This is a genomic window from Corallococcus sp. NCSPR001 (genome assembly GCF_017309135.1).
Classification (GTDB): domain Bacteria; phylum Myxococcota; class Myxococcia; order Myxococcales; family Myxococcaceae; genus Corallococcus.
On record NZ_JAFIMS010000002.1, the window covers coordinates 7507119 to 7533390 of the forward strand.

The window sequence follows — 26272 nt, forward strand, 5'->3', positions numbered from 1 at the left end:
ATGGCTTCGCGCACCCGCCTCATCGTCAACGCGGACGACCTGGGCCTGCACCCGTCGCTGGACGCGGGCATCCTCAAGGCGCACCGCGAGGGCATCGTGACCAGCGCGACGCTGCTGGCCATGGGCCCTTGCGCCGCCGAGGCCGTGGGCCTGGCGAAGGCGCAGGGGTTGGCGGTGGGCGTGCACCTGGCGCTGTCCACGCGGCTTGCCTGCGCGGCCCCCGCGGAGGCCGTGCGGACGGTGGCGCCGGGCGGGCGGCTCATGGGCAACTGGGCGGAGTTCGCGAAGGCGTGGGTGACGGGGCGGGTGCGGAGAGAGGAGCTGGAGCGGGAGCTGTCCGCGCAGCTCGCCCGCGCTCGAGAGCTGGGCGCGAAGGTGGACCACCTGGATGGGCACCAGCACCTGCACCTGTTGCCGGGAGTTCGGTCGGTGGTGGAGGGCATCGCCGCTCGCGAGGGGCTGCCCCTGCGGTGGCCGGATGCGCTGCCTCGCGCGTCTTGGCTGCGGGCTCCCGGGCCGGCGTTGAAGACGACGGTGCTGGCGGTGCTCGCGCGCACGGCGCCCCGGGCCCGGCCGGGTGTGCGGCGGGTCAGTGCTGGAGGCGTGTTCGAAGCGGGCCGGCTGGATGAGTCCGCGCTGCTCGCGGTGCTGGACTCGCTGCCCGCGGGGGACTTCGAGCTGGGGTGCCACCCCGGTGAGGGGGCTCCGCAGGTGCCGGAGGATCCGGCGTGGACCTACGGCTGGGAGGCGGAGCTGGCCGCGCTCACCAGTCCCCGCGTGAAGGCGAAGCTCGTGGAGCGGGACATCACGCTCGCGAACTACGGTGAGCTTCAGCGGGCCTCGGCGTCGTAGAGCAGGTGCGGCGTGGTGTAGCCCGCGCCCAGGCCCACGACTTCGCGCACCTCGAAGCCCGCGTCGCGCAGGAGCCGCACGCCGTCGACCCGTGGCTTGAGGACCATGCCCCCGCTGGCCTTGGTGCGCCCCAGGAGCGACACCATCACCCACTCCTGCGCGAGCGCCTTGGCGTGCTTCCAGGAACGGTCGCCCTCCACCTCCTTCAGGAGGAAGCGGCCTCCGGGCTTGAGCAGGCCGCGCACGGACTGGAGGAAACTAGGCCACTTCTCGTCGGGCAGCAGGTACAGCACGTCGCAGACGACCGCCGCGTCCAGGGTGTGCGGCTGCGTCTTCGCGAGTTCCTCCACGGAGCCCACGTCGAGCGTCACGTTGGGCAGCCCCGACAGGGCCTGCTTCGCCCAGTGCACCTTGCGCTCGTCCAGGTCCACGCCGAGCACCCGGCGCTCTGGCACCGCGATCGCCATCACCGCGGACAGCAGGCCGTGCCCGCAGCCGATGTCCGCCACCGTCCCCGAGGGCAGGCGCGACGCCACCGCGAGCAGCGGGGCCGAGGACGCCCGCGCGTGCACGTGGAAGCGCTCGCTCGCGGGCAGGTGCGTGTAGAGCTTCAGTGCCTGGTCCATGAGCCTGCTCATGACACGTACTCCGCCGCTCCGTAGGCCGCCGCCAGCGCGAGCATCACGCAGGCGCTGGTGGCGAGCATGCCCCACCTCACGCGCGGCCGTTCCTGGAGCAGCAGCGCCAGCGTGAGGAACAGCGGGAAGGCGGCCAAGAGGTAGCGCCCCATGCCCATGAAGTCCTTGCTGGACAGGGCGGGCAATCCCACGATGGCCAGCGTGTACACGCCATAGCCCCAGCCCAGCCGCTTCGCCGTGGGCCACACCAGCGCCAGCGCCCCCAGCGTGACGGCCGCGTGCCCCACCAGCCGCAAGCCGTCCGACAGCGACATCTCCCGGCTGAAGCCCTGGAACCAGCGCAGCTTCGCCCACGTGCGCCAGCCCGGCTTCTGGTCCCACCCCGGCGCGGACTGCACCTTCACGAACGCGAACGGTTCGCCGAACGCCTTCCACTGGTAGAGCACGTACAGCACGAAGCCCGCCGCCGCGAACACCGGCAACAGGTCCATCAGGCTCCACTTCAAGCCGCGCTCGTGCTTCCACTCCAGCCGCCGCGCCAGCAGCCCCACCACCAGCGCGGGCGCCACCGGACGCGCCGCCGTGGCCACCGCCGCGAGCAGCACCGCCCACCCCAGCAACCCCCGCTCCAAGAGCAGGAACGCTCCGATGATGAGCAACAGGAACAGCGCGTCCGAATACATGGCCCCGTAGAGGAAGAACGCGAACGGATAGAACGCCAGGAGCAGCCCCGCGTTCCTCGCCGCTTCCTCATCCGCCCGCGTGCGCGCCCACAGCGTGAAGACGTACAGAGCGCCCAGGCCGCACAGCATGGTGACGAGCACGCCCGCGAGGAACGTGTCCACGTGCAACAGGCCCAGGCCGCGCAGCACCAGCGGGTACAGCGGGAAGAACGCCACCGAGCTCTGCTGGCCGGGCGTGTAGCTGTAGCCCGCCTGCGCGATCTGCGCGTACCAGCCGGCGTCGAAGTGCGTCCAGCCCAGGAGCAGGGGCGCCCCCGGCCACGTCAGCCGCGCGGGGCTGTAGCCGTGCGGGAACGTCATCGCGGACAGCGTCACCAGCGCGGTGCACACCGCCAGGGCGGCGAGCCCGGCGGTCAGGACAACACGAGGAGCGGAACGGACCATGTGGGGCATGCCCCTTGGTCCAGAACCGCCCCTCGCGTCAAGTCAGGCCCGGAAACGGGGAGAGGACCGTGAGCCCTCCCCTCCCCTGCCCCGGTGCGTCAGGCGCTCAGGACTCGTAGAAGCCCTTGCCGGCGCGCACCTTCTCCACGAGCAGCGGCGCGGGCGTGAAGCGCTCGCCGTACTTGTCCTGGTAGTGCTCCAGCTTGCGCAGCAGGTTGGCCGGGCCCAGGGCGTCCGCGTACCGGAACGGGCCGCCCAGGAACGGAGGGAAGCCCAGGCCGAAGATGGCGCCCACGTCGCCGTCGCGCGCGCTGCGCAGGATGCCTTCACCCAGGCAGCGGATGGCCTCGTTCACCATCTGCAGCGCCACGCGCTCGGCCATCTCCGAGGCGTCCAGGGACTTGCGGTCCTTGCCGTGCGGCAGGAGCAGGTAGACCTGAGGGTCCACCTCCTTCTTCTTCCCGTTCTCGTACAGGTAGAAGCCCTTGTTCGTCTTGCGGCCGAGGCGGCCGTCGGACACCACGCCCTCCAGCGCCTTGGGCGCCGCCATGCGCTTGCCGAACGCGGCCTCCATGATGGGGCCCACCTTCTGGGCCACGTCGATGCCCACCTCGTCCAAGAGCGTGATGGGCCCCACCGGGAAGCCGAAGTCCACCAGCGCCTTGTCCAGTTGGACGATGTCCGCGCCCTCCGCCAGCAGGTACGCGGCCTCGTTCATGTACGGCGCGAGGATGCGCGACGTGTAGAAGCCCGGCCCGTCGTTGACGACGATGACCGTCTTGCCCTGCTTCTTGCCCACGTCCACGCAGGTGGCCGTCACCCACTCCGCGGTGCCCGGGTGCGTGATGATCTCCAGCAGCGGCATTTTGTGCACCGGGCTGAAGTAGTGCATGCCAATCACCTGCGAGGGGCGCTTGCTGCCCTTCGCCAGCTCGCCAATGGGCAGGCTGGAGGTGTTGGACGCGAAGATGGTGTTCTCGCCGGTGACGGCCTCCACCTCCGCGATGACCTGGTGCTTGAGCTTCAGTTCCTCGAAGACCGCTTCAATCACCAGGTCCACCGACTTGAAGCCGCTGTAGTCCGTGCCCGCGGTGATGTGGGACAGCTTCGCGTTGGACTCCAGCCGCGTGAGCGAGCGGCGCTTCACGCGCTCATCCAGCACCGTCTGCACCTGCTTGAGCGCGCGGCCCGCGCCCGCGTCGTCCCGGTCCTTCACGCGCACGGGCACGCCCTGGAGCACGCCGGCCACGTAGGCGATGCCGCCGCCCATGAGGCCGCCGCCCAGCACGCCCACCTTCTTCACCTCGCGCGGCTTCAGGTTGGGGTTGGCGGTGCCGTTCTCCTTCTTCAGCGCCGTGGTGGCGAAGAAGATCTCCACCAGGCGCCGCGACACGTCCGTGAACACCAGCTCGCCAAAGGCCTTCGCTTCGGCCTCCAGGCCCGCCTTGCGGCCGGACTCCAGGCCCACGCGGATGACCTGCAGCGCCTTCTCCTGCGCGGGGTACTTGCCGCGCGTCTTCTTGAGGAGCTGCTTCTTCGCCTGGTCGAACATCACCTTGCGGCCGAGCGGGTTGTCCTCCAGCGCCGCTTCCTTCCACAGGTCCTTGTTGATGAGCCCCTGGAAGATGCCGGCGATGCCCTTCTTCTTGCCGCTCTGGGCCACGGCCTTGAAGCCCTGGTGCGAGCGCTCCACCTTCAGCGTGCCCGCCGCCAGCTCCGCCGCGCGCTTGAGCGCGAGGTCCTTGAGCATGGGCACCGGCACGACCTCATCCACGATGCCCAGCTTCTTCGCCTTGGACGGCTTGACGTTCTTGCCGGTGAGGATGAGGTCCAGCGCGGCCTCCGCGCCAATCAGCGCGGGCAGCCGCTGCGTGCCGCCGGCGCCGGGGATGAGGCCCAGCTGCGTCTCCGGCAGGCCCACCACCGACTTGGGGCTGTCCGTGACGATGCGGTAGTGGCACGCGAGCACCCACTCCAGGCCGCCGCCCAGGCACGCGCCGTGGATGGCCGCGACCACCGGCTTGGAGAAGGCCTCCAGCCGGTCGAACTGCTCGTGCGCGCCGCGGCTGATGGCCTCCACGTCCGCGGGCGTCTTGAGCGTCTGCAGGAAGTCGATGTTCGCGCCGGCGACGAAGTTGTCCTTCTTGCCTGAGATGAAGACGACGGCGCGCACCTCCGGGTCCCGCTCCGCCTGGAGGAGCAGGTCCGAGAACGCGGTGCCCACTTCCGGGGACAGCGTGTTCACCGGCGCGCCCGGCTGATCCACGGTGATGACCGCGACGCCGTTCGTGACGTCGTAGCTCAAGCCCTGCTTCGCTTCGACTGCCTCTTGCTTGGTCGCCATCACGCACGCTCCAGGATGACCGCGGCGCCCAGGCCACCCGCGGCGCAGACGGTGCACAGCACCGTGTTCTTGTTCCGACGCTTCAGCTCGTTGAGGGCCTGCGTGATGATGCGCGCGCCCGTGGCACCGAACGGGTGCCCGATGGAGATGGAGCCGCCCGTCACGTTCAGCCGCGAGCGGTCCACCTCACCGACCGGAGAATTGAAGCCCGCCTTCTTCGCGAACTCCTTGGACGCCAGCGCCTGGAGGTTGCTCGCCACCTGCGCGGCGAAGGCCTCGTGCATCTCCACCAGGTCGATGTCCGACAGCTTCATCCCCGCGCGCTTGAGCGCCACGGGCGCCGCGTACGCCGGGCCCTGGAGCAGTTGGTCGCCCGGGTCCGTGGCGGCGAAGGCGTGCGAGCGCAGGAAGCCCAGCGGCTCGTAGCCCAGCGCCTTCGCCTTCTCCTCGCTCATGAGCAGCAGCGCCGCGGCGCCGTCCGTCAGCGGGGACGCGTTGCCGGCGGTGACGCTGCCATAGCGGCGGTCGAACACCGGCTTGAGCTTGGCGAGCGCCTCCAGGCTGGTGTCCTCGCGCACGATGTTGTCCTTCGTGGCGGTCTGCTCGTACTTGGGCGGCACGGTGACGTGCATCACCTCGCCGTCGAACAGGCCCTCCTTCCAGGCGCGGGCCGCGTTCTGGTGCGAGTTGAACGCGATGAGGTCCTGCTCCTCGCGGGTGATGCCGTTCTCCTTGGCCATCTTCTCCGCGCTCTCGCCCATGGTCTCGCCGGTGGAGTACTCGGCGATGGCGGGGGGCACGGGGATGAGGTCCTTGGCCTTGAGCTTCTGGAAGGGCTTGAGCTTGTCCGGGAGGCTCTTGCCCTTGGACGACGCGGCCAGCGCGTGCGCCAGCGGGCGGCTGGTGAAGATGGGCGCGTCCGACAGGGACTCCGTGCCACCGGCGATGACGACGTCCGCGTCGCCCAGCGCGATGGCGTTGGCGCCCGCCACCATGGACTGGATGGACGTGGCGCAGGCGCGCGCCACCGTGAAGGCGTCAATGCGCTTGGGCAGGCCCGCCGCCAGCACCACTTCGCGCGCGATGGAGGGCGCGGTCAGCGTGGGGATGACCTGTCCGAAGACGACCTGGTTGATTTCGTTGGGGTCCAGGTCGCTGCGCTGCACCAGCTCCTGGACCACCATCCGGCCCAGGTCCAGCGCCGTCAGGTTCGCGAAGACGGTGCCCGCCTTCGCGAACGGCGTCCGCAGCCCGCGGACGATGGCCACCCGCCGGTGGCCGTTGCGCTTCTCGCTTGCCATGTGTGCCTCACCCTCTGTGAACCGAGTGAGGCGCTTCTAATGGCGGGCAATGCACCGCGTCAACGCCGGATTGATTCTTGAGTCAACTGCTCGCCAGATGGCCGGGCAGGGACTTGTTCAGTCGAGCGTGCCCTGGCGGAGGGCGGCGCCGTGCTTGTGGACGGCGTCCACGAGGAACTTCGCGGCGTCCGGGTCGGTGGGCGGGAGGATGCCGTGGCCCAGGTTGAAGATGTGCCCGGTGGGGCCGGCGCGGCGGAGGATGTCCTTCACGCGGCCGTCCAGCTCTTCACGGGGGAGGAAGAGGTGGAGCGGATCCAGGTTGCCCTGGGTGGCCACGTCCGGCCCGAGGATGCGGCGGCCCTCGTCCACGGGGCAGCGCCAGTCCAGGCCGATGACGTCCGCGCCGGTGCGCTTCAGGAGCGGCAGGTGCGGGGTCATGTTCACGCCGAAGAGGATGACGGGGACGCCGGTGGCCTTGAGCTCCGTCACCATCTCGGTGAGGTACGGGAGGCTGAAGCGCTCGAAGTCCCAGGGGGACAGCTCCCCGCCCCAGGAGTCGAAGATTTGAACAATCTTCGCGCCGGCCTCCACCTGCATCTTGAGGTACGGGATGAGGGTGTCGGTGAGCTTCTGGAAGAGGCGGTGGGCGACTTCAGGCTGCTCGAAGAGCAGGCGCTTGATCTGGATGTAGCTCTTGGAGCCGCCGCCCTCGACCATGTACGCGGCCAGGGTGAAGGGCGCGCCCGCGAAGCCGATGACGGGCACGGAGTCATTGAGCGCCTTGCGCGTGCGGCGGATGGCCTCCGCGACGAAGCCGGTGCCTTCGACGGGGTCGGGGACGCCGAGCTTGTCGATGTCCGCGGGCGTGCGCAGCGGGTTGGGGAAGTGGGGGCCCTTGTCGCCCAGTTCCAGGTGGATGCCCATCGCCTCCACGGGGATGAGGATGTCGGAGAAGATGATGGCCGCGTCCACGCCCAGGCGGGTGATGGGCTGGACGGTGACTTCGGCGGCCAGGTCCGGGTCCTTGCAAAGGTCCAGGAACGCGATGTTGCCGCGGATGGCGCGGTACTCGGGCAGGTAGCGGCCCGCCTGACGCATCAGCCACACGGGGGTGGTGTCGGTGGGCTGGCGGCGCGCCGTGCGCAGGAGTCGGTCGTTCACGTCGTCACCTTGGGGAGGCGGGTGGGAGTCACGGGCTTTACGGACCGGGGTGTACCCTATCTCCATGACCCGGTTGAACCGCTACGTTCCAGGGCTGCTCGCGCTCGCATGCATGGCCTGTGCGGCGGGGCGGGCGGCTGCTCCCGCCCGGCCACAGTGGCCGCCCGCGGAGGAGCAGGTCCGATGGGAGCCCGTGCCTGGCATCAGCATCGTGGCGCCGCGCCTCCCTCCGGGCAGCGCCGAGGCAACGACTGAGTCCACCCGTGTCCGCTGTGGTCCGGTGCCGGCCCCTGGCTGGATCACGCTACCCTACAGTCTCCCCAGCCTTAACTGCTCGTGGGAGCACCTGAACTTCTCCAGGCAGTTCCAGTTGGATTGGTATCCAAACACCTTCGAGGCTGGGAAGTCCCCGGAAGAAAACCTCGCGCGGCTTGAACGGGAACGCGTGCAGCCCTTCGCACGCGACGAATACACGCGGTTGCCCGCTCCCTGGATGGGCTGGGAGTGGCGGGGCCCGGGTGAGGGAGAGCTCATCCGGGACCGATGGATTGTCGTTGGAACCGGGCTCCTCTTCCTTCAGGCGATCGCCGTCGAAGAAGACCCATTCCCCGAGGGCGAGGCCTTCCTCGATTCGCTGCGGGTCACTGACGTGAAGTGACGATTCAGCCGCCGTCCCGCCCGCCGTGGTCGTCGCTGCCGCCGTCGTCGTCTCCACCGTCATCGTCATCCGCGGGCAGCGTGATGGGCTGCACGCGCTCCTCGCCTTCCCGGACGCAGACCTCGGTCTCCACGTCCTCCAGGTCGTCGGCCTTGACCTCCAGCGCGTAGCAGCCCGCGGGCAGCGGCCCCAGGCGCACCTCGCCGCTGCTCGTGTCCACCTTGGCTCGGTCTTCTCCCGTGCCTCGCAGCTCCACCTCGACGTCGGGTGGGATGGCGCCCTGCTCGTCCCGCACCCTCACCGTCAGGAAGGCACCGGGCCTCCCCTGGATGTCACCCACGTCGGTGACCCGGGCTCCCTGCGCCATCACGGGCGTCCTCGCCGCCTGCGTGCGCGAGGCGACCACGAACAGCTCCAGCGACACCGCCGGCACGCCGTCCAGCTCGAAGCGGCCGTCCGCGGCCACCGTCGCGCGCAGCTCCGAATGGCCCAGCACGCTGACGCGCGCCACTCCGGACTCCGCGCCCAGCACGCGGCCTCGCACGGTGCCCGTGCGCAGGTCTCCGTTGTCGAATCCGCCACAGCCCACGAGCGCCAGCACCAGCGCTCCGCCGCATGTCCTGGCTCGCATCAGAAGCGGTACCCTCCGGCCAGCATCAGGCCTCCAAAGCCCACCGTGCGCGTCTGCCCGTCCACCGGGACGTAGGCCCACAACGCCTGCGCGCGCGCCTCCACCATCCACACCGGGCTGAAGCGGAACGACAGCGCGGCCATCCATCCCGGCCAGGCCGTAACGTACTGCTCGTTCCGGTCCAACAACTCCAACTGGAAGGAGCGCTGCAACCACAATCCGGCCACGCGCGGTCCGGTGGACAGCCCCAGCCGGCCCCACGTCCACGTGGGCCCCACCGCCACGCCCACGAGCAGCGAGCGGTGTCGCACCGGCACGTCTCCGCCCGGGTCCAACCGCAGCGACTGACGCCCCTGCCCCGCCGCCACGTCTACCCAGAGGTCCAGCTTCCCGTCCAGGAGCACGCCCTCCCAGCCCAGCCCCACGCCCGCCTGCGCCGACGCCGGCAGCACCTGCTCGCGGCTCTGTCCATCCAGGAAGCCGAGCACGCCTCCGCCCAGCGTCACCGTGCGCTTGGGCCCGTCCGCCTTGGGGCGCAGGAATGCTTCCAGCTCCCGCCGCTCGCCGGAGCGCAGCGCCACGGTGTCCTCCCACAACACCTGGCCGCCCTTGCGCAGCTCCAGCTTGCGCCGGCCTTCGGGCACCACCACGCCTCCGGGCAGCTCGCCTGCGTCGTGGCCGTCCACCTTGAGCGTGAAGCCCTCCAGCCTCGCGCTGTAGGAGAAGACCTCCGGCTGCCCCGGCCGCTGCAACGTGCCGGAGAGCAGCACCGGATCCGCGCCCACCTCCAATATCTGCGCGCTGGGACGCTGGCGCCCCTCCGTATAGGCCCAGGTGTTGCGGCGGGCCCAGTCGTGGGCCTCGGTGGCGCTCACCGCGCCGTCGCGGTTGCGGTCGCCGCTTCCGTCCAGCGCCTGGATGAGGAAGTGCGTGTAGATGTCATTGGCCAGCGCGTCGTCCTCGCGCGCGGCCTCGCCCCAATCGCTCGCGGACAGCACCAGCGAGGCGCGGCTCGCGGCCTCCAGCGGCTGCGGCAGGAAGGACGCCTTGGTGCGCGCGAGCTCGTCGCGGACCTCCGGCGGCAAGAGCGACTTGCCCGTGCCGCTGTGACACGTGGCCAGCACCAGCACGCGCCGCCGCGACCCCAGCCGCTCCAGCGACTGCTCCAACGTGGCCATGTCCAGCCCCGTACCGGCCACGTCCCGGTAGCGGGTGTCGGACGTCACCAGGTAGCGCTGCAGCTCGCCCCTCACGTCGCGCGCCAGTGAACCGTGTCCGGACACGTAGACGACCACCGTGTCCTGGGGCCGCCAGGGACGCGCCTCCAGCGCCTGGAGGGCGGCGAGCACCGACGTGCGCGTCGTCTGCTCCGGCCGCGTGAGCACCGTCACGGAGCGGAAGCCTCCGCGCGCCGGATCCGCCAGCACCCGGCCCAGGTCGTCCGCGTCCTTCGCCGCGTAGCGCAGCCCGTTCCAGGCGGGGTCCGTGTACGCGGAGATGCCGATGAGCAGCGCGTGCCGTTCGCCCTCCTGCGCGGACGCCAGCGCGCCGTCATCCAGGCGCACCCGCACCGCGCGGCCCTTCTCCCGCGGCTCCACGGAGCGGCACGCGCCGAGCGCCACCAGCGCCAGCACCACGGGGATGAACAGCAGGCGGGACACGCGCGGCTCCTCAGGGAGCAGCATGCCCCGACTCCACCCTCAAGCGAAGGCGGGCCTGGGCCGCGTCCGGAGGCACCTGTCCGCTGACGCGCACCACCTCCAGGGCCGCGCTCCCCTGTTCACCGTGCGGCCAGGCGACCAGCACCAGCGTCACGGGTCCGCGCTCGTCCTCCAGGGACACGCCCGCAAGGTCCTCGCCGTCGCGCAGGTCGTGCGTGCCCGGCGTCAGCACATGGCGGCCCAGGACCTGCGGCGGCACGCCAGGGGCTTCGCGCACCAGCAGGGCATCCGCGGATTCGCTGGCGTGGTAGCGCAGGACCACCACGGCTTCGGGCGGGAGCACCGCATCCTCGGCGACCGCGCGCACCTCACCATTCGGCAATCTCGCCGCCGCCGTGAGTTCCAATGCCAGGGGCGCGGTGCCCTTGATGCGCTGGGACGAAGGCTCCACGCTGCCCGGCCCTCCGGTCCCCGGGCGCACCAGGAGCGCCAGGAGGACCGCCGCCGCCACCGCGCCCAGTCCTCCGGTCAGCCACACCCGCTGGGGCGCCCCCAGCTTCCGGCGCACCCGCGCCCAACCGACCGCGTCCTCCCGGACGGGACGCCCCGAGGCCGCGACGAGCGCTTCGTCCGCCAGCGCGTCCAGACCCGGGAACTCGTCATGCGCTGCTTCGTCGCGGGCGAGGAACGCCTCGCACGTCTCACAGGGATGCGCGAGGTGCTCGGCGAAGTAGCGCACCACTTCGGGCTCGCGCCGTTCGAGCTGCTTCGCGGACTCTACGTCCAGGTGTCTGTCGCTCGCGCCCATGGTTCAGCCCACCTCCGCGGCCAGGAGCCGCGCCAGCAGCTCGCGCTTCACGCGGGCCCGGAAGCGCTCCAGCCGCATCGTCACCGCGCTCTTGCCCAGCCCCAGCCGGTCGGCGATCTCCCGCGCGCTCAGCTCGCCCTCCAGATAGAAGAGCCGGACGGTCTCCTTCTCCGGGCCCTCGGGCAGTCCTTCGATGAGCTCGCGCACCACGGCCACGCGGCGCTCCAGCGTCAATGACGGCGGCAGCGCGGGGGCGGCGGTGTCCAACTCGCGCGCCAGGTCCTCCTCCACGCGGGCCCGAGCCTTCGCGCCCCGGCTGAGCGCGTAGGCGTGATGCCTCGCGATGGTCAGCAGCCAGCCGCTGAACGCGCGCGGGTGCTGGAGCCGGGGCAGCTCGCGGAAGGCGCGCACGAACGTCTCCTGCACCGCGTCCTCCACCTCCGCCGCGCCCAGGACGCCCGAGCCCTGGGCCACGCGGCGCACGGCCCCGTGGAAGCGCTGGTAGAGCTGACCGCACGCGGCCTGCTCACCCCGCGCCGCCCGGCGGATGCAGTCCGCCAGCTCCAGCTCCGTCATGGCGCCCTCCCCGCCCGCTCCGCGCACGCGCGCGACGACCGCGTGCCGGGGCAGGGCCTCCAACGCGATGCCGGTCCAGGTGAGCGGATGCAAGCCATGACCCCTGTTCAGTACTCCGTGCATGGGGAAGGAGTCACGTGGGGCTTTTGCGGCCACGTCCGCCCGGCCGGGCCCCGGAAAATCGCCCGGGGAAATCCGCCCCGTGGCCGTTTTTCGCGGCCGGACTCCTTTCCTTCAGCGGGAGGGATGACGGGCGGGCATCGCACGGCCGGTGCGAGCCCATGGGCCCGGCGTCCCCCACCGGAACCAGGAGACACACGTCATGCGTCGTTTCATCGGTCTGTTCGCGTCCCTCATGTGGCTGTCCGCGTGCGGCAACAGCACGTCCTCGGTCGGGTTGAGCACGCGGATGGGGAGCGCGGTCACGGGCTCGGCCCTGACGCGCACGTCCAGCCAGCGGCTGACGCTCTCCAATGGCATCACCGTGGAGCGGGTGCGCCTGTCCGTGCGCGAGCTGGAGCTCAAGCGCGAGGGCCACCATGAGGACCGCTCCGACGACGACTCCGACGCCGGGAGCGACGACGACAAGAGCGAGTTCAAGCAGCGCACGGGGTCCTTCCTCATCGACCTGTCCGGCACCGCGCTGGAAGGCCAGGTGGTGCGCCTGCAGGACATCGCGGTGGACGTCGGCACCTACGACGAGATCGAATTCGACATCGGCAAGGTCGACCCGGCGACCGCCCCGGCCGGGTTGAAGGAGCTGGCGGACCAGGGCGCGTCGCTCATCATCGATGGCCACATCGACGGCGAGCCCTTCCAGTTCGTCTCCAGCCTCCGCGTGGAGCAGGAGCGCGAGGTGCGCTTCGAGATCGCCGAGGGTGACGACCAGAACGTCACCTTCAACATCGACCCGAGCGGCTGGTTCACCGACAAGGACGGCAAGCGGCTGGACCCGCGCGAGTCCAGCGCCCGGTCGGAGCTGGAGAACAACCTCCAGAAGTCCATCGACGCCTTCGACGACCATGACCGCGACGGCGGCGAGGATGACGACGACGACGGCAGCCACCATGACGGCAAGGACGACTGAGCCCGCCGTCGCCTCCTACGTCATCTGAGCACCCGCGCCAGATAAGGCGCGGTGCGGCTCTCCTTCACCTTCGCCACCTGCTCCGGCGTGCCCTGCGCCACCACGCGGCCTCCGGCGTTGCCCGCGCCGGGTCCCACGTCGATGACGTGGTCGCTGGCGGCGATGACGCGCAGGTCGTGCTCCACGACGATGACCGTGTTGCCCGCGTCCACCAGCCCCTCCAGCTGCGTCATCAGCTTGTCCACGTCCGCCGGGTGCAGGCCCGTGGTGGGCTCATCCAGCACGTAGAGCGTGTCGCCGTGCTGCGTGCGCTGGAGCTCCGTGGCCAGCTTGATGCGCTGGGCCTCGCCACCGGACAACTCCGTCGCGGGCTGGCCCAGGCGCAGGTAGCCCAGGCCCACGTCCCGCAGCACCTTGAGCGCTCGCTGGAGCGGCGGCTCCTCGGTGAAGAAGTCGAAGGCGCCGTCCACCGTCAGCCCCAGCACGTCCGCGATGTTCTTCTCGCGGTAGCGCACCTCCAGCGTCTTCGCGTTGTAGCGGGTGCCGTGGCACGTGGGGCACGGCGCGTACACGCTGGGCAGGAAGAGCAGCTCCACGCTCACGAAGCCCTCGCCCTCGCACGTGTCGCAGCGGCCTCCCGCCGTGTTGAAGGAGAAGCGCCCCGCGCCGTACTTGCGCGACTTCGAAAGCGGCGTCGCCGCGAACAGCTTGCGCACGTGGTCGAAGAGGCCCGTGTACGTCGCCAGGTTGGAACGCGGCGTGCGGCCGATGGGCTTCTGGTCCACCGTCACCATCCGGCGGATGGCCTCCATCCCTTCCTTGATATGGCCCTCGCTCGCCATCACCGGCTCGCGGTCCAGCGGCTCGCCCTCCTCCTCTTCCGGCGCCAGCGTCTGGCCCAGGCGCGCCGCCACCAACTCCACCAGCGCCTGGCTCACGAGGCTGGACTTGCCGGAGCCAGACACGCCCGTCACCGTAGTGAAGACGCCCAGCGGGAAGTCCACGGCCAGGCCGCGCAGGTTGTTGCGCTTCACGCCCTCCAGGCGCAGCCGCCCCGTGGGCTCGCGGGGCTCGCGGCGGCGCAGGGCCTCCTCCTCGAAGAGGTAGCGCCGCGTCCGGGACGCCTCCACCTTCGCGAGCCCCTCCGGCGTGCCGCTGTAGAGCACGCGTCCGCCGTGCTCCCCGGCGGCGGGCCCCACGTCGACGATCCAATCCGCGTGGCGGATGACATCCACCTCGTGCTCCACCACGAACAGCGAGTTGCCCGCCTCCTTCAGCCGGTCCAGCGCCGTGAGCAACGCCTCCGTGTCCGCGGGGTGCAGGCCGGCGGACGGCTCGTCCATCACGTACACCACGCCGAAGAGGTTGGAGCGCACCTGCGTGGCCAGCCGCAGCCGCTGCAACTCCCCCGGTGACAGCGTGGGCGTGCTGCGCTCCAGCGACAGGTAGCCCAGGCCCAGGTCCGTGAGCACCTGGATGCGCGCGAGCAGGTCCTTGGTGATGCGCTGGGCGACGATGAGCTTCTCCGGGTGCTCGCGGGCCATGACGTCCGCGTCCTTCCCCTTCCCCTCCGCGGTGGGCCGGATGAGGTCCGCGACCTGCTCCAGCGGCAGGCGGGACAGCTCTCCGATGTCGCGGCCCGCGAACGTCACGGACAGCGACTCGCGCTTCAGGCGCTTGCCCTCGCACAGCGCGCAGTCGCTGGCGACCATGTACCGGGCGACGCGCTTCTTCATCATCGCGCTCTGCGTCGTCGCGAAGGTGGTCATCACGTAGCGCTTCGCGCCCGTGAAGGTGCCCATGTAGCTGGGCGGCTCCTTGCGGGCCATGGCCCGCTTCACCTCCGCGGACGTGAAGCCCGCGTAGACGGGGACCGTGGGCTGCTCGTCCGTGAAGAGGATCCACTGGCGGTCCTTCTTCGGCAGGTCGCGCCAGGGCTTGTCGATGTCGTACCCGAGCGTCACCAGGATGTCGCGCAGGTTCTGGCCGTGCCACGCGGGCGGCCACGCGGCGACGGCGCGCTCGCGGATGCTCAAGGAGTCATCCGGCACCATGGAGCGCTCGGTGACCTCGAACACGCGGCCGATGCCGTGGCACCTGGGGCACGCGCCCGCGGGCGTGTTCGGGGAGAACGCGTCCGAGTCCAGCCGCTCCAGCTTCGGCGGGTAATTGCCGGCGCGCGAGTACAGCATGCGCACGGAGTTCGACAGCGTCGTCACGCTGCCCACCGAGGAACGCGACGTCGGAGCGCCCCGGTGCTGCTGGAGCGCCACCGCCGGGGGCAGCCCGTCGATGGCGTCCACCTCCGGCACGCCCACCTGATCAATCAGGCGCCGGGCATACGGGGCCACGGATTCGAAGTAGCGCCGCTGCGCCTCCGCGTAGAGCGTCCCGAACGCCAGCGACGACTTGCCGGAGCCGGACACGCCGGTGAAGACCACCAGCGCGTCGCGAGGGATGTCCACGTCCACGTGCTTCAGGTTGTGTTCGCGGGCGCCCCGGACGCGGACGAAGCCGGAGGGGTCGGAGGCCTTGCGGGTACGAGGTGCTTTGGGAGGTGCCATGCCGTGGCGGACGTTGCCCACCCGTCAGCGCGCGGTCATCCAAGAAGCGCACCGTCCCGTCTGAATCCGGATGCGCCCCAGGCGGTCACCGTCGGACGGACGACACGAGGCCGCCCCGGGGCCCCGGGCGCTCCAGCCCGAGCGCCGCCGGCAGCACGTACTGTCCGAACAGGACCAGGGGGAGCGCGGAGCCCGCATCATTATAATGGCTGCCGGTGAAGGCCGCGGTGACGCCCAGCGAAGGCGCGACGAAGACGTACTGCCCGCCGTTGCCCCGCGCGAAGGACACCTCCACCGGCGTGCCCTGGATGACGAAGCGGGCGCTCCACCACAGGAGCCCGTAGTTCGCGTCGCCCAGCGGCCCCAGCGCATTGCCGGACTCCGCCACCCACGCCTCGGAGACCCGGCGCTCGCCCCGCCACGCACCACCGTCAAGCATCAACTGCCCCACCTTGAGGAAGTCGCGCGGACGCAGGCGCAGGTGGCCGCCGGTGTCCGTGCCCCTCTTGCCCGCGGGCTGCCAGGTGACGTCCTGGACCTGCATCGGCGTGAACAGCCACTCGCGCGACAGGTCCGTGATGGAGCGGCCGCTGACGTGCTCCAGCACCGCGCCCAGCAGCACCACGCCGCCCGTGCAGTAGCGCGTCACCGTGCCGGGCTCGTCCCGCATGGGCACGTCCACGATGAAGCGAGCCCAGTCGTCCGTGTCGTACATCCGCTCTTCGTTGCCGGGGGACTCGGGGTCCCAGTCGTCGCACGACAGCCCGGAGCGCATCTGGAGCAGGTGGCGCAGCGTGATGCGCTCCTTGCGCGGATCCGCGTTCTTCACCGGCGACAGGCGCGGCAAGAGCGGGAGCACCGGTGCGTCCAGGTCCGGCAGCAGGCCCCGCTCGTGCGCCATGCCCACCAGCAGCGACGTGACGCTCTTGGTGGCGGACCTCAGGTCGTGCGCCTTCTCCCGCGTGAAGTCGTTCCAGTAGCGCTCGTAGACGAGCTGGCCCCCCTTCGCGACGAGCACCGCGTCTGGCGTTTCGACCGTGCCCTCGGACACGTCGTGCTCCAGCGCGTCGAACCACGGGCGCCGCACGCCAGTGTCCTCGAAGGAGGCCACGGCCCAGCCGTCCTCAATCCGGTCCGGAGGCGACCCCGGCCCCGAGGGCCCCCGCTTGCCTCCACACGCCATGAGCCACACCGCGCACAGCAGCACCATCCGCTGGGACATCGCTGCACCTGCCTTCGCTCCGGCCCTGGGAGCGCGGCAGCCTATGTCACGCGGAGGCGACATCGCGACTACCGGCGGTTCTTCGCGCCCTGCTCGCGGATGCGCGCTTCCTGTTCCCGCAGCTCGGGGGTGAACTCGGCGCCGAAGTCGTCGTCCTCGAAGACCTGGCGCAGCTCCAGCTCCACGTTGCCGCCCGCGTCGATGGACGGCCAGCGCTTGAGCCACTCCAGGGCCTCCTCCCGCGACTTCACCTGGATGAGGGTGAAGCCGGCGATGAGCTCCTTCGTCTCCGTGAAGGGACCGTCGATGATGGCCGGCTTGCCGTTCGTGAACTTCACGCGCGCGCCATTGCGGCTGGGGTGCAGGCCCTCGCCCTGAAGCATCACGCCCGCCTTCACCATCTCCTCGTTGTAGGCGCCCATGGCGGCCAGCAGCTTCTCGTCCGGCATCACGCCGGCCTCCGTGTCCTTGTCCGCCCTGCGGATGATCATGAATCGCACGGTCGTGTCTCCTGCCGCGCGCCGTGGGGCCGCGGGGGGTGTGCTGCTGCTGCCTTCATGGACGCAACGAATGGGCCTGGGGAAAATCGACACGGCCTTTTTATTTTCCCGCCGGGCCTTCCAACCCCTCGCAATCACGGGGCTTCCCATGTCCTGGCCGCGAATGTGACAGTGCCTCGCATGCACGCGGGCGTGACCTCCACCGGGACGAAGCCTTCTCCGGCCAGCGGACTTCTGCACCCGGCGGTGCTCGTGGCCGTGGTGCTGCTCGTGCTGAACGACCACGTGTTCAAGGCGCGCTGGCCGTCGTGGTGGACGGGGAAGCTCTCCGACGTCGCCGGGCTCGCGATGTTCCCGGTGCTCCTCCAGGCGCTGTGGGAGCAGGCGTTCCAGCGCCGCACGAGGGAATTCCGTCCGTCGTTCCCCGTGCTCGTAGGGGCGGTAGTGCTGACGGGGGCGTGCTTCGCCGCGACGAAGCTCTCCTCCGACGCCGGAGACGCGTGGCGCTGGGCGCTGGGCGCGCTGCAGTGGCCCTTCTACGCGCTGCGCGCGGGGCTCGCGGGCGCGCGCATTCCCCCGGTGCGGCCCACGATGCACACGGTGGACATCACGGATCTGCTCACGCTGCCGTCGATGATCATTCCCCTGTGGCTGGGATGGAGGCGTGCTCGCGTGGCTCGCGAAATGGACGCGCGTATTCCCGCGCGCGAGGAGTCTTCACTGCCTCCTTGATTGCTGTGAGCTGTGCGCGTCGCTTCGCGGCACGTGTCAGACCCCCATTTACAGTCGGCCCCCGTCACGCATTGAACCGACAGGGGCCATCATGTCCGCGCGTTCTTCCCAATCCCATACATCCACGCCTTCCAACATCCTGGAGCAAGTGAGGCAGTGCGCCGCGTCCGTCACGCGGTATCCGCTCGACATCCTGACGGAGGACGCGCAGCTCGAGGATGAACTGGGCATCGACTCCGTGAAGCTCGCGGAGATCGCCGCGGTCATCGCTCGCGAGTTCCAGTTGCCGCCGGACCGGCTGCCGCGAAGCGGGAAGGCGCGCACGCTCGGCGCCATCGCCGGGGCGGTGGCGGAGGCGCTGGGCACGGCTCCGTCGCTCCACGTCGCGCCTGTTCCCGCTGTCGTCGAAGTGAAGCTGAGCACCGGTGATGCGAAGGTGGGCACCGGTGCTCCGGCCACTCAGGACCTGCTGCCACGCGTGCGCGCCGTGTTCGCGCGGGTGACGCGCTACCCGGAGGAACTGCTCACGCCGCACGCGGACCTGGAGGACGAGCTGGGCATCGACTCCGTGAAGCAGGCGGAGGTGATGGCCGTGCTCATGAAGGAACTGGGGCTGGGTGACGCGCCGAAGCCGTCGCAGCGCCTGCGCACGATGGCCGCCATCGCCGACGCGGCCCGTGCGCTGCTTCCGGCCGCGCCGCCCGTCGTGGAAGCCAGGCCTCGCGCTCCCGTCGTCCACGCGGCGCCCGCGCCGGTCGTGTCGCGCCCGGAGCTTCCGTTCGCGGGGAAGGTCGCGCTCGTCACGGGTTCGGGGAAGGGCATCGGCCGGGTCATCGCGACGCGGCTGGCTCGCGCGGGCGCGACGGTGGTCGTCAACTCGTTCCACTCCCGTGAGGATGGGGAGAAGACGGCGAGGGACATCGTCGACGCGGGCGGCAAGGCGGTCCACCTGTGGGGCTCCGTCGCGCAGGAGGAGCACCTGGAGCGGCTGTTCTCGGCGATCCGCGAGCAACTGGGCGGGCTCGACCTGCTGGTGTGCAACGCGTCCAACGGGCTCATCGGTCCGTTCGACCGCATCGCGCCCCGGGATTGGGACAAGGCGTTCCGCACCTGCATCACCGGCACCTACGAGTGCGCGATGCGCGCCCGTCCGCTGATGGCCGCGCGCGGGGGCGGGAGCATCGTCACCATGTCCACGTCCATGTCGCAGCGGTACATGCACGACCTGGGCTGCCAGGGCGTGGTGAAGGCGGGCGTGGAGTCGCTCACGCGCTACCTGGCCGCGGAGCTGGCGCCGGAGGGCATCCGCACCAACTGCGTGTCCGCGGGTCCCGTGCACGGGGACCTGCTGGGGATGTTCCCGGACGCGCCGGAGCGCGTGGCGCGCTGGGAGTCCGCGACGCCCGGTGGGCGGCTGTGCACCGCGGACGACGTCGCGGACGTGACCGAGCTGCTGCTGGGGCCGAAGACCCAGCGCGTGAATGGCGCCATCTGGGTGGTGGACGCCGGCCTCTCCGGGACCGTGGACGGCCTGCTGCCGGCCGCGCGCGCGTCCTGACCCCTCACCTTCCAGGAGCCATCACCATGGACTTCTTCGCCGTCCCGTACGACATCCACTTCGACGACACGATGGCCTACGGGAGCCATCACTTCCTCACCAACTTCAAGTTCCAGTGCGCCGGCCGCGAGCACCTGCTCTTCAGCCCGCACGCGTTCGAGGAGCCCGAATTCCGGCGCGACTTCGACCAGGTGCTCCTGCTCACCTACGAGGGCTATTCACGAAACCTCGCCCCGGCGGCGCTGGGAGACCGGCTGATCATCCTGACGTCGCTGGAGGAGCGCGGCGAGGTGTCCCTGCGCTTCTGCTTCCGCACGTTGAAGAGCGACGGAACGCCGGTGGCCTGCGGCTACCAGACCGTGCTCTGCGCGGACCGGCAGGGAGTGCTGCGCGCGTTCCCGGCGTCCTTCCAGCGCAGCTTCGAATCGCTGGCGGCACTGCATGAGCCCTCGGGTCCGAAGAGCTTCCGGGACCTCGCGCTGCAGGGAGGCGCAGGCGTCCAGGCCCTGTTCCCGGAGGCCGTGCGCGAGTTGGCGCGGACGCTGCTGGCGGACACCGCTCCACGCGGCGTTTCACGGACGGTTCGCCTTCCGGATCCGGTGAGAGTGCCGGTGCTTCAACTGCCGGCCAACGCCACGGCGTTCCTGTTCGCGGGACAGGGCACGTTCGAGCCCGCGCTCTTCCTCCAGCTGAAGGCGCTCCAGCCGGAGCTGCGTGAAGAACTGCTGGCGGTGTCGGAGGCCTGCCGTTCGCAGGGCATCGACGTGGGTCCCCTGCTCGCGGCGGAGGACGTGGCTCAGGTGGGCCGGGCGTTGGACGCGGCGCCGCTGTTGGATCAGCTCGGCATCTTCCTGTCCGGGGTGCTGGGGGCGCGGTGGATGGAGCGTCAGGGCACGCGGCCGGATGTGTTCGTGGGGCACAGCTTCGGGGAGATCGCGGCGATGACCGCGGCTGGAGCCATGGACCTGCGCACGGGCGCGGAGGTGGTGTGCCGCCGCATCCGGGCGCTCCAGACGGTGCCGGACGACCTGGGCACGCTCGCGGCGGTCGCGCTGGCGGAGCCGGAAACCGTCCGGGCCGTGGCGGAGAGTGGGGCCAGGACGCTGGAGATCGCGGGCCGCAATCATTCGCGGCAGACGGTGGTCGCGGGGCCTCGTGAGGAACTGGAGCGGTTGCGCGCGTTCCTGGAGCGGCAGGGCAAGGGCTTCACGTTCATCTCCAGCCGCTACCCGTTCCACCACCCGAGCCTGGCGCCCGCGGTCACCGCGTTCCGCGCGAGCCTCGCGGACCTGGCCGTGCATCCAGCGCGGGGGCCCATTTATTCGCCCATCGAGCGGCGGGTGTACGGACGTGGCGGGTCGGAGCTGGCGGGGGCGCTCGCGTCCCACCTGGTGCGTCCCTTCGACTTCCCGGGCGCGGTGGAGACGCTGGTGGGCGCGGGCTGCGCGCGGTTCGTGGACTGCGGCACGGGGGGACGGCTGACGCGCATCGTTCAGCGGATCCTCCCCAAGGACACGCCCGTGGCGCTGACGTCCGTGGACCATTCGCTGCCCGAGCACTCAGCGGCTGTGACGCCGGTGACTCCGGCCATCGCGGTGGTGTCGCTGGGCTGCATGCTTCCGGGCGGCGCGAAGGATCCGGAGACCTACTGGCGGAACATCCAGCGGGGCATCAGCGGCATCGTCGACACGGGTGTGAGTCATCCGGATCAGGTCGTGGACTTCGTGGGTCCGGCGGTGACTCCGGACCGCACGTACACGCTGCTCACCGGGCGGGTGCTGGACAGCGACCTCGTCGCGCCTCCGGGAGTCACGCCGGAGCGCTTCCAGCGCTATGGCCGTGAGCAGCGGTTGCTGGCCATCGCGCTCAGCCAGGCGATGGAGTCCTTGCGGTCCATCGCGCCGCGCGCGTCCGGGCGCATCCAGTGTCTGCTCGGGTCCACCGCGGACGGTTCGCCCGAGTACGACGACGCCTTGTGCGTGGAGGCGGGAGAGGCCCTGCTGCGCGCGCGAGGAGAAACAACGCGGGAACTCTCCGCGCTGATGCGAGAGGCCCTGGGCATCACCGCAAAGTCCGCTGAACTGGCGCCGCACCCCACCCTCCAGACGGTGGTGACGGACGTGGTGGGCCCGAGCGTGTCCACGGTGCTGCTGGACGCGGCCTGTGCCTCTTCGCTCTACGCCATCGCGCTGGGGATGAAGGCGCTGGAACGCCGCGAGGCCGATCTGGTGCTCGCGGGCGGAGTGTTCTCTCCGGGCCCGGGCAACAGCTGCCTGTTCTCCCAGTTCAAGGGGCTCTCCGCGACGGGGAGCCGGCCGTTCGACGAGCGCGCGGATGGCGTCATCTTCGGCGAGGGCGCGGGAGTGGTCGGCCTGATGCACCTGGAGGATGCCGTCTCCGCGGGGCTGAAGGTCCACGCGGTCATCCGTGGCGCGGGGCTCTCCAGCGACGGACGCAGCAGCTCCGCCAACGTCCCGCGAGCGGACGGACAGGTGGCCGCGATGGAGGCGTGCTACGCGGCGGCGGGCGTCGAACCGGCGTCCATCCAGTACATCGAGGCGCACGGAACGGCCACGCCCGCCGGGGACACCACGGAGTTGCAGTCGATTGGCCGCGTCTTCAGTGGCAAGCGCAAGGGTCTCCAGCTCGCCAGCGTGAAGGCGTTGATTGGCCACGTCGGGTGGGCCGCGGGTGCGGCATCGGTCATCAAGCTGTGCAAGGCGCTGGAGCACCGGAGCTTCCCGCCACAGTCCCACTTCGACCGTCCAGGCGCGGGGCTGCGAGCGCTCGGGCCGGACTTCGAGGTGAGCACGCGGGAGCAGCCATGGCCGGAGAACGGGGAGCATCCGCGCCGGGCGGCCACGAACGGCTTCGGCTTTGGCGGCACGAACGCGCACCTGGTGTTGGAGGAATACCGGGGAGGTCCGTTGGCGACACACGCCCGGGCCGTGACTGCTGCGAACGAAGCGCTGGTGGTGGTGGCCGCGGAGGGGCTGTTCCCGGAGATGCGATTCGACGCGAAGGGGATGCGTCTGCCCGCGTCCGTGCGGCTGCTGCCGGACATCACCGAGGACATGGACCTCACGCAGCACCTGGGGCTCATCGTCGCGAGCGATGTGGTGAAGAAGCTCGGGGCGTTTGATTCGCTGCGGACGGGGACGGCCATCGTCCTGGGATTGGAGGGCAAGACGCGCCGGGGCGTGGAGGCCACGCAGCGAGTGATGGCGGACTCCACGAGGCGAAGGCTGCGCGAGTACATCCAGCGGGCACCGGACGCCACGCGGCGCCTGCCGCTGGTGGACCGGCTCCACGCGGCGGTGAACGCGCTGCGGCCCTCCGGCCCCTACACGCTCCAGGGGATGATGCCCAACGTCACGCCGGGACGGATGGCGGGGGTGCTCGACACCAAGGGGCCGAACTTCGTGGTGGACGCGGGGGCCGGCACGCTGGCCGCGTCGCTGCGGGCATCGAGGGCCCTGTTGGACAGCGGCTTCGAGTTGGTGCTCGTAGGCAGCGCGCATGTGAAGAGGCCCGGGGAAGCCCCTGCTGCGTCCACGCCCGAAGAGGGCATGGCGATGCTGGCGGTGACCACGGCCGCGAAGGCTGAAGCGCGAGGCCTGAAGCCCCTGTGCCATCTGCGGATGTCCGAAGAAGCGGGCTCCGGCTTGGGGCCGGGCATCACGTTGCCGCCCCACTCCGCCCGGGAAGCACAAGAGCTGTTGAGCGCGATGCGGGCCGCCGCTGAAGGGCAGGCCATCACGCTGCGCTTTCATCCGGATGCCGCGACCGGCCTCCGGCTGGTGCTCCAGCTTCATCCAGGCCTCAGCTCGCGGCCCAGCGCCCCGGAGACGTTCGCCACATCCTCGGACAAGGCATGGGTCTCCAGTGCTGAGAATCGAGACCACGAAGGGGCCGCCCCGGCGGCGGCGAACCGCACGAACCTGTCGGACAGTCGGACAGGTTTGGCGAGCTCCAGCCAGGAGGGGCACCTCCTTGGGTCGGGCCGCGAAAACCTGTCGGACAGTCGGACAGGTTTGGCGAACTCAATCGGCAGGGACGGGCTCCCCCATCAGCCGAGCCACGGAAACCTGTCGGACAGTCGGACAGGTTTGGCGAGCCACGGCCGGGAGGGACTCCCCCTTCAGCCGAGCGGCGGGAACTTGTCCGACAGTCGGACAGGTTTGGGCCGCTCCGGTCCGGCGGCGGGCAGCTTGGATGTCCGTGGGCCTGGTGCTCCGTTTGCATCAGGCGCAATGGCTGCGCTCCCCTCGCGTTCCGACCCCGAGTCTTCCGCCAGGGCTACCCGGGCCGTGCAAACAGGGGCGAGTGCGGATCGCTTGGATGAGGGACGTTCGCCGTCGACCTCCGCTCCCATCCCGGAGGCCACTGACGGCTTCGACCACTCGGCGCCCATCCGCTACCACGCGCCAGTGCTCGTCGAGCGCCCGGCCCTGATGACCGGAGCGTCACAACTTCGCGGCCGGCGGGTGCTGTTCATCGCGCAAGACGAGGCCGTGGCCCGTGAGCTTTCGGTCCTGGCACACGACGTCTGCGGCCCTGAGTTCCGCATCCTTCATTCCGGGGCATCCGATGCGGGCGCGCGGATCCACGGCGTCGACCTGACACGGGAGGAAACCGCGGAGGCGGGCCTGGATGCGCCAGGCTTCGCGCCTCAGGTCATCGTCGCGGTGTGCCGGATGCCCTCGACCGAGAGCGAGGCCGCAGTCGTCGCGGACACGGCCCTTCGCCACGAGGCGCTGGAGTTGCTCTTCCTGTCCGCCCGCCGCGCCTATGAGGGTCTGTCCTCCGGCACCGTGACGCTGGCGAGCCTGTGCATCGGCGGCGTTGGGGCTCGCCGGACGCTGCACCCGGTCACCGGCCTCTTCGCGGGCCTGCTCAAGTCCCTGGGCCGCGAGGTCCCGGCGCGTGGCATCCGTGCTATCGCCACGGGCCCACTTCCGCTCCGCGCGGCGCTCGACCATGTCGCGTCCGAGCTGGGCACTGGTGACGACACCTCGCCCGTGGAGGTCTGCTTCGACGGAGCCGTCCGCTGCGTCCGGCTGCTCCAGCCCACGGACATTCCGGCACGGCCCGCCGTCACGCTCGACTCCCGCTCGGTGGTCCTGCTCACGGGCGGTGGACGCGGCGTGACGGCCGTCCTCGCCGGAGCGCTGCTCAAGCGCTACGGCTGCAAGGTCATCCTCCTGGGCCGCAGCGACCCTGCCGAGGCTCCCGAGCGCGTGCTCCAGGCGCGCGACGAGGAACTGGGCACCGTGGAGCGCGAGTTCTACGCATCCGAGCTCGCCCGTGACAGCTCGGTGCGGATGCCCGCGCTGCGTGCACGCTTCGAGCGCCATCTGGCCGTGCGTGAGCTGCGGGCCACGCTCGATGGACTCATGCGGCTTCCCGGCCAGATGACCTACCGCGCCGCGGACGTCACGCGTCCCGAGGACGTGGACCGCGTGGTGGAGGAGCTGCTCCGCGAACACGGACGGCTCGACCTGGTGGTCCATGGCGCGGGCACGCAGGTCTCCAAGAAGCTCCACCGTCGCCGGCTCACGGAGCTCCGCGGCACGCTGGACACCAAGCTGCTGGGACTGCGCAACCTGCGCGAGGCCTGCGCTCGCCGCCTCCCGGCGCCCGTGCCCTTCCATGTCCTGACCTCCGCGTTCAGCTACATCGGCAACGACGGACAGGCGGACTACGGCGCGGCGAACGAGGCGCTGGACCGGCTCTGCGCCTGGGTCAGCGACGCGCGCCAGGACGTGCAGTGGTGCAGCGTGGGCTGGCTCGCCTGGGACGGCATCGGCATGACGCGCGGTTCGGAGTACCGCGTGCTCGGAGCCAGCCGCAGGCTGCGCGGCATTCGAGCGGATGAGGGCGAGGCGCTCTTCCTCCAGTTGGTGGACGGACAGCCCGTCCAGCCCATCAACGTCCAGCTCACCGAGAGCGAGCGAGGCTTCTACGGCCTGGAGATGCTCGCCCCAACCCCTCCGCGCCCCACTCGAAGGGACCTCACGGTCGACGCGGCGAGCGTCCCGTGCCTGGAGGACCACCTCGTCCGGGGCACGCCCACCCTGCCCGGCGCCTGGGCCCTGGACCTGATGTTCCAGGCGGCCCTGGACGACACGCGCCCCGAGCTGCGCACCGTCACCATCGAGGACGTGCGCTTCTCCCGCTTCATCCGCGTGAAGCCCGGAGGCCAGCAGTCCCTGCGCGCCGAGTGCACGCCCCTCACCGATGCCCCGGGACAGCACAGCGTGCAGGTGAAGCTCACGGGGGACATCGTCCATGCCTCCGGCGTGGTGCTGGAGAAAGACCTCGTCTACGCCGAGGCCCGCTTCACGCTGACGGCGGAGCCGCCCCGGCCCCCACCCCGGCTGGAGGCGGCCCACGCCTCGGGCCACGGCATGTCCGTGCACGACCCGCACTGCGCCTCGGGCTCACCCATCGAGCTGCGCAGGATGTTCGACTGCCTGGAGGAGATCCGCCTGGAGCAGGACGCCCGCTTCGCGAAGCTCGGGCTGCCAGAGGTGCCACGGCAAGCGGGCCACGGCGTGCCGGCGCTCGTGCTGGACGCGGCCCTGCGCCTGAGCGCGATGCACGTGGAGGGCGTGTCCAATGACGTGTTCGCGCCCGTGGGCGTCCAGCGGGCCACGTTCGACCGGGACCTGGTGGCGCATGACGCCAGGGCTCCTCGCCGCCTCACGCTGAAGTCGCTCGCGCCTCGCGTGGAGGGCGACCTGCTCCAGTGCGGCACCGTGGCGGCCCATGACGAAGCAGGCCGCCTGCGGATGCTCATCGAAGGCGGCATCGCCCGCCCCATGGCTTGAACCCCCTTCCCGCACAGGC

At 70.8% G+C, this 26272-nt stretch carries 18 protein-coding genes; 6 read left to right on the forward strand and 12 right to left on the reverse strand.

Annotation, left to right across the window (positions count from 1 at the left end):
* Complete coding sequence (locus JYJ93_RS31860) at positions 1 to 852, forward strand: ChbG/HpnK family deacetylase (RefSeq protein WP_206798316.1); 852 nt, start codon at positions 1 to 3, stop codon at positions 850 to 852.
* On the opposite strand, the gene JYJ93_RS31865 is transcribed toward JYJ93_RS31860, so the two are convergent.
* The 5 genes from JYJ93_RS31865 to hemE form a co-directional block, all read right to left on the reverse strand.
* Entirely contained in the window at positions 831 to 1490 is a 660-nt protein-coding gene (locus tag JYJ93_RS31865; protein WP_206798317.1) for a class I SAM-dependent methyltransferase, read from the reverse strand. The genes JYJ93_RS31860 and JYJ93_RS31865 overlap by 22 nt on opposite strands.
* Positions 1487 to 2617: a mannosyltransferase family protein gene (locus tag JYJ93_RS31870; protein ID WP_206798318.1), complete on the reverse strand. Its 1131-nt coding sequence runs from the start codon at positions 2615 to 2617 to the stop codon at positions 1487 to 1489. The genes JYJ93_RS31865 and JYJ93_RS31870 overlap by 4 nt, the downstream gene beginning before the upstream one ends.
* A 106-nt stretch (positions 2618 to 2723) precedes the next feature.
* On the reverse strand, positions 2724 to 4961 hold the full coding sequence (gene fadJ, locus JYJ93_RS31875) for a fatty acid oxidation complex subunit alpha FadJ (protein WP_206798319.1): 2238 nt from the start codon (positions 4959 to 4961) through the stop codon (positions 2724 to 2726).
* Positions 4961 to 6262 (reverse strand): acetyl-CoA C-acyltransferase FadI, encoded by a 1302-nt coding sequence (gene fadI, locus JYJ93_RS31880; RefSeq protein ID WP_206798320.1) that lies wholly within the window; start codon positions 6260 to 6262, stop codon positions 4961 to 4963. The genes fadJ and fadI overlap by 1 nt, the downstream gene beginning before the upstream one ends.
* 117 nt (positions 6263 to 6379) lie before the next feature.
* Positions 6380 to 7423 carry a uroporphyrinogen decarboxylase gene (gene hemE / locus JYJ93_RS31885; RefSeq protein WP_206798321.1) on the reverse strand — a complete coding sequence of 348 codons (1044 nt, stop codon included), beginning with the start codon at positions 7421 to 7423 and terminating at the stop codon, positions 6380 to 6382.
* 64 nt (positions 7424 to 7487) lie between these two features.
* Between hemE and JYJ93_RS31890 the strand changes: the two genes are divergently transcribed.
* On the forward strand, positions 7488 to 8081 hold the full coding sequence (locus JYJ93_RS31890) for a hypothetical protein (protein ID WP_206798322.1): 594 nt from the start codon (positions 7488 to 7490) through the stop codon (positions 8079 to 8081).
* Positions 8082 to 8085: 4 nt separating this feature from the next.
* On the opposite strand, the gene JYJ93_RS31895 is transcribed toward JYJ93_RS31890, so the two are convergent.
* From JYJ93_RS31895 to JYJ93_RS31910, 4 genes are read right to left on the reverse strand one after another with little or no spacing between them, the layout of a single operon-like run.
* Positions 8086 to 8712, reverse strand: coding sequence for a carboxypeptidase-like regulatory domain-containing protein (locus JYJ93_RS31895; protein ID WP_206798323.1), 627 nt, complete (start codon positions 8710 to 8712; stop codon positions 8086 to 8088).
* Complete coding sequence (locus tag JYJ93_RS31900; RefSeq protein WP_206798324.1) at positions 8712 to 10397, reverse strand: caspase family protein; 1686 nt, start codon at positions 10395 to 10397, stop codon at positions 8712 to 8714. Before JYJ93_RS31900 ends, JYJ93_RS31895 begins: the two co-directional genes overlap by 1 nt.
* Positions 10384 to 11181, reverse strand: a complete 798-nt coding sequence (locus JYJ93_RS31905; RefSeq protein WP_206798325.1) for a hypothetical protein — start codon at positions 11179 to 11181, stop codon at positions 10384 to 10386. Before JYJ93_RS31905 ends, JYJ93_RS31900 begins: the two co-directional genes overlap by 14 nt.
* A 3-nt stretch (positions 11182 to 11184) precedes the next feature.
* The gene (locus tag JYJ93_RS31910; protein WP_206800558.1) at positions 11185 to 11757 is read right to left on the reverse strand and encodes a sigma-70 family RNA polymerase sigma factor; all 573 of its coding nucleotides are present in this window, start codon (positions 11755 to 11757) and stop codon (positions 11185 to 11187) included.
* A 322-nt stretch (positions 11758 to 12079) separates the two neighbouring features.
* Here JYJ93_RS31910 and JYJ93_RS31915 point away from each other — a divergent pair, with 322 nt between their 5' ends.
* Complete coding sequence (locus JYJ93_RS31915; protein WP_206798326.1) at positions 12080 to 12844, forward strand: hypothetical protein; 765 nt, start codon at positions 12080 to 12082, stop codon at positions 12842 to 12844.
* A 20-nt stretch (positions 12845 to 12864) separates the two neighbouring features.
* Here JYJ93_RS31915 and uvrA read toward each other — a convergent pair whose 3' ends face one another.
* The 3 genes from uvrA to JYJ93_RS31930 all read right to left on the reverse strand — a co-directional run bounded on the left by uvrA (position 12865) and on the right by JYJ93_RS31930 (position 17130).
* On the reverse strand, positions 12865 to 15408 hold the full coding sequence (gene uvrA, locus JYJ93_RS31920; protein ID WP_206798327.1) for an excinuclease ABC subunit UvrA: 2544 nt from the start codon (positions 15406 to 15408) through the stop codon (positions 12865 to 12867).
* Positions 15409 to 15493: 85 nt separating this feature from the next.
* On the reverse strand, positions 15494 to 16630 hold the full coding sequence (locus JYJ93_RS31925) for a serine hydrolase (RefSeq protein WP_206798328.1): 1137 nt from the start codon (positions 16628 to 16630) through the stop codon (positions 15494 to 15496).
* A gap of 68 nt (positions 16631 to 16698) precedes the next feature.
* A complete protein-coding gene (locus JYJ93_RS31930) occupies positions 16699 to 17130 on the reverse strand; it encodes a YciI family protein (protein WP_206798329.1) in 432 nt (143 codons plus the stop codon).
* A 180-nt stretch (positions 17131 to 17310) separates the two neighbouring features.
* Here JYJ93_RS31930 and JYJ93_RS31935 point away from each other — a divergent pair, with 180 nt between their 5' ends.
* The 3 genes from JYJ93_RS31935 (at position 17311) to JYJ93_RS31945 (ending at position 26253) form a co-directional block, all read left to right on the forward strand.
* Entirely contained in the window at positions 17311 to 17862 is a 552-nt protein-coding gene (locus JYJ93_RS31935; protein WP_206798330.1) for a hypothetical protein, read from the forward strand.
* Between the two features lie 91 nt (positions 17863 to 17953).
* Positions 17954 to 19420, forward strand: coding sequence for an SDR family oxidoreductase (locus tag JYJ93_RS31940; RefSeq protein ID WP_206798331.1), 1467 nt, complete (start codon positions 17954 to 17956; stop codon positions 19418 to 19420).
* A 26-nt stretch (positions 19421 to 19446) separates the two neighbouring features.
* A complete protein-coding gene (locus JYJ93_RS31945; protein ID WP_206798332.1) occupies positions 19447 to 26253 on the forward strand; it encodes a type I polyketide synthase in 6807 nt (2268 codons plus the stop codon).
* Positions 26254 to 26272 lie beyond the last annotated feature (19 nt).